At 57.5% G+C, this 3939-nt stretch carries 3 protein-coding genes and 1 pseudogene; 2 read left to right on the top strand and 2 right to left on the bottom strand.

The features are described 5' to 3' along the window. Positions 1-86: 86 nt before the first annotated feature. Positions 87-383, bottom strand: coding sequence for a hypothetical protein (locus tag EN955_RS33880; RefSeq protein WP_024505399.1), 297 nt, complete (start codon positions 381-383; stop codon positions 87-89). Between the two features lie 88 nt (positions 384-471). Here EN955_RS33880 and EN955_RS33875 point away from each other — a divergent pair, with 88 nt between their 5' ends. Then, positions 472-2109: a hypothetical protein gene (locus tag EN955_RS33875; protein ID WP_244507007.1), complete on the top strand. Its 1638-nt coding sequence runs from the start codon at positions 472-474 to the stop codon at positions 2107-2109. A 358-nt stretch (positions 2110-2467) separates the two neighbouring features. Here EN955_RS33875 and EN955_RS33870 read toward each other — a convergent pair whose 3' ends face one another. After that, positions 2468-2761: a hypothetical protein gene (locus EN955_RS33870; RefSeq protein WP_127218776.1), complete on the bottom strand. Its 294-nt coding sequence runs from the start codon at positions 2759-2761 to the stop codon at positions 2468-2470. A gap of 394 nt (positions 2762-3155) precedes the next feature. Between EN955_RS33870 and EN955_RS33865 the strand changes: the two are divergent. Further along, a pseudogene (locus EN955_RS33865) lies at positions 3156-3939 on the top strand (phosphomannomutase/phosphoglucomutase); the annotation flags it as partial.

Raw genomic sequence — 3939 nt, 5'->3', positions numbered from 1 at the left:
AGCGTGAGTAGCTTATGGGCTATTCACAAGCGGGCGCTAACATAAGTTAATTTTCGGTAAATTTTTGAGCCACGAAATCCCGACGCCTACCGGGAAACGCGAAGCCAGGGCGGCCGCGCCGCGCTTGTGCCGACACAGATACGCGTTGCGAAGGCTCGGGCTGAGGTGGCCACCTGAGGACCATCCTCCGTCAGCAAACACATATCCAGAACGGATCCGGCATTCTGGATCTCGGCTTCCAGCGCGTCGATCAGTCTTTCGACGGCTTTGCTGGCAATATGGCTGTCAGGGTACTTGGCTTTCACAGTGGCGCACTCGTAGATTTCCTTGAATTGCCTGACCCTGCTTGGGTCCGAACATGCGATATACATCGCGGGTGTCATATCGCCTCTCCTCCTTATGGTGGATTCTAGACAACCCGCCCGTTGCCAGCCTTCGGTCCGTCACGCGCATTTCTTAGTGCCGACATAGATGCGGCCATTCAGCCCAGGATCGCATTTTGCGCCGGCCACTGCCTTCACCATCAAGGGCAAGGGCGATGGAGACGAGCGCGTCCGCTACCTCCCTTCGCGGGTGAAGGCTACCCCCTTTGACTCTCTTGCGGGGGATACTCACCTGCCGAAAGATTGGCCATCGGACAGCTTGCTGTATCCGCTCACCGGGAACTCGATCGGCATGCAGGTGTCTTTGCCGGGACTGCTAGTATGCGCGGCTATTTTGCTTGTTGCGTACTATTCAAGGGGAATGCTGATCATAGGCTTGATCGCTTCCCAGGCTTTCGGTGCGACGGCCGTGATGACCCTGAGCTTTCTGGGTGGCTCATCCCCCTTGATCTACACCTTATTCGCGGGCCTGCTCGTCACGGCCGTCGCCGCGAGACGGCGTATCTGGTTTGATCTTGGATTCGTGTTCGGAAGCATCGGGTCGATCTGGGTCCTTACAAGCCTTATGCTTTACGCAATCATCGGATCATGGCTGTTTCCGAGGTTCTTTGCGGGACAGACGACCGTATTCGTGCAGTCCAAGAACCGTGGAACAGTCGTAGAAGATTCATTGGCGCCCGTTTCAGCCAACATTTCGCAGACGGGCTACTTTATTCTTGGTGGCCTCGCCGCGATAGCACTTTGCGCCCTGCTGCTGCACTCCAACCGGATCGATCAAATCAGGCGCGGCTTCTTTTTGTGGTGCGGCCTGCACGCGGGAATGGGGCTGATCGATTTCATTGGCAAGACCGCGGGGGCGGGAGACTTTCTGGCCCCGATCAGAACCGCCAACTACGCGATTATATCGAACGCGGTCGAGGCAGGCTTTGTGCGGATCACCGGGCCTTTTTCGGAGGCCTCTTCGTTCGCCAGCGTTTCTCTCGCCTGCCTGGCATTCTGCTACAGCTACTGGAGAAAGACCAAATCACCGCTTGCGAAATGGCTGGCCGGAATCCTGCTCTTCTTGTCCATTCTGTCGACTTCATCGACGGCTTACGTCGGGCTGACACTGCTATGCATCCCCGTTGCGTTGTCCATGCTACAGTCGGTCATCAGGGGAAAAGTTGCGCGCGAAGAGATACTGATAATAGCTCTCATGGTGGTGGGCGGGACCGCCGTACTGGGCATTAGTCTTTACAAAGCCGAGGCGTTGGACCCGTTCGTCAGACTGATCAACAGCACCATCATTAACAAAGCGGATTCCGGGTCAGGCCATGAGCGCACTTATTGGAATGTAAAGAGCCTGCAGTCGTTTCTCGATACGAGCGGACTGGGCGTTGGTTTCGGCAGTTCAAGGGCATCGAGTTGGCCGATCGCTGTCCTGTCGCAGTTGGGTCTGTTTGGATCGCTGATGATAGTGGCCCTGCTCTATGTCGTGACCAGAGGCCTGGGCGCGGTTCGGGAACGGGTGGATGCAGAGACAGATGCAATCGTGACGAGCGTCAGGAATGCTGCCCTTGCAAGCATAATTGCAATGTCGGTGTCGGGTGGCAGCGCTGATCCAGGCATCCTCTTCTTCATCGCACTTGCAGTTGTTTGCGCCACGAGAGCCCGTGCTCGGCGCGGCGTAGCCGCCTTGGAACGAAGCGTTCCGGCGCCGGGCCACGCCACCGTCAACGTCCTGTAATCCAGTTCCGCCGAATTGGCTTCGCGGTGGCAAAGGTTCCTGGCGATGTGCCAGGCCCCCGTCCTGTGCAATATCGGCAGCGAAGTCGAATAAGGGACGGTCGTCGCGATCGAGCGTGCGACAGTACCGCGGCGGTCGCTTGCGAACGAGTAGAAGGGCTGCCGGCAATGTGCATTCGAAGCTTGCGTGGCTGTATCGAGGAGGTGCAGCAGCATCGTGCGGCCTTCTCCGCTTACGTGGTCTCGGGGTATAAAAGTGATCAGAAGCCGCTGCCGTAAGTCAAGTGCGGCCAGGACAGCTGCACAAAGCTTGCTGCATCCCGACGGAGCCAACTAGGTCCAGGGCTATCGGGAATTTGTCAAAAGACTTTTATGCTGCAATCGATATTTGCTTCCATAACGGGCCGACGACTTTCGTCAGAAACAGTCACCGAAAGGTTGCTTTGTAACCCGCCCTGAACTTCGTCCTGTGCCATGGCGACCAGCATTTTAACCGCATCTACCCGGGCCTCGAGCGCACCAACGTAGTGGGTGCCCTCTGTATCGGGAGAATGGGATTTGCCGTCCCGGATATCGAAAAAAAACAGCGGCATTTTTGCGCCCGTGCTTAAAGCTGTGCGTTCGTCAGAGCAGAAGACTTGCTTCTTGCTCACGGCTGCTTAAGGCATTCCCCTGGGGGATTCTAGCAACCGCAGATGGTCAATGGGACGCGGCTGTGGAGAACTCGAATGGCGGCGATCACAAAATATTACAAGGTTTATTAACGCCAGGAAACGCTCCTTATGGGTGGTCCTGGAGGTCGCAATCCAGCCTACGTTGGAACGCGGCACGGTCGTCGATCAGATCGCGGCATCACGACATTCAGCGGTATTCGGATCTTTGCGGGCATCAGGGCTTGCAGGGCACCGCGGAAATAGCCCGACAACGATGCTCGCCGGCTTTCCATGTCGTGAAAGGGATCAACCAAACTGATAGATAGGCCGGAAGAACGGTTCCGGTAAGCTACCGCCTCGACAACCGCATTTGTGTCGTTCGGAGTGTCCTGTCTTGTCGCTGAATTTCGTTGACGAAGCCCGGCCCAACACGTTCGAGTTTGAAACCTCGGCGCTGATAAAGGCGTCCGGGTTTAGGGAATATGATGCGCGCTGGTGGTTTGGCCAGGTCGCGCCCGAACTTAACCTGATCGGCGTCCAGGCGCTCGGAATGGGGCTTGGCACGCTGATCCGCCGTGTCGGTGCCGGTCCCGATATCGTCACCGGGCATGATTTCCGCTCCTATTCGCTTGGCATCAAGCTGGCGCTGGTGTCCGGTTTGATGGCTGCAGGCGCTCGGGTGAGGGACATCGGACTGGCGTTGTCGCCGATGGCCTATTTCGCCCAGTTCGCACTGGACGTGCCTTCGGTCGCTATGGTCACCGCCTCGCATAACGAGAATGGCTGGACCGGGGTCAAGATGGGCGCGGCGCGGCCGCTGACTTTCGGGCCGGAAGAGATGAGCGCGCTGAAGCAGATTGTAATGGCCGGCGATTTCGACCTTGTCGGCGGCGGGTCTTATGATTTCGTTCCCAATTTTCGCGAAACGTATCTCGACGATCTGACCCGGGGCAAGCGCATCTCGAAAAAGCTCAAGGTCGTGGCCGCTTGCGGCAATGGCACCGCCGGCGCCTTTGCGCCTGAAGCGCTGGAACGGATCGGCTGTGAAGTGATCCCGCTCGATGTCGAACTCGACCACACCTTTCCGCGCTACAATCCCAATCCCGAGGATATGCAGATGCTGCATGCCATCAGGGACAAGGTGCTTGAGACTGGAGCCGATGTCGGCCTTGGCTTCG

The sequence above is a fragment of the Mesorhizobium sp. M7A.F.Ca.CA.001.04.2.1 genome (genome assembly GCF_003998485.1).
Lineage (GTDB): Bacteria > Pseudomonadota > Alphaproteobacteria > Rhizobiales > Rhizobiaceae > Mesorhizobium > Mesorhizobium ciceri.
The sequence above is the reverse complement of the archived record's forward strand: the minus strand, read 5'-3'. Positions and strand labels throughout refer to the sequence as shown.

What these genes read in the sequence shown, in the direction of transcription:
- EN955_RS33880 (WP_024505399.1), bottom strand. Translation starts at nt 383, where the DNA reads ATGACACCCGCGATGTATATCGCATGTTCGGACCCAAGCAGGGTCAGG.
- EN955_RS33875 (WP_244507007.1), top strand. Translation starts at nt 472, where the DNA reads ATGCGGCCATTCAGCCCAGGATCGCATTTTGCGCCGGCCACTGCCTTC.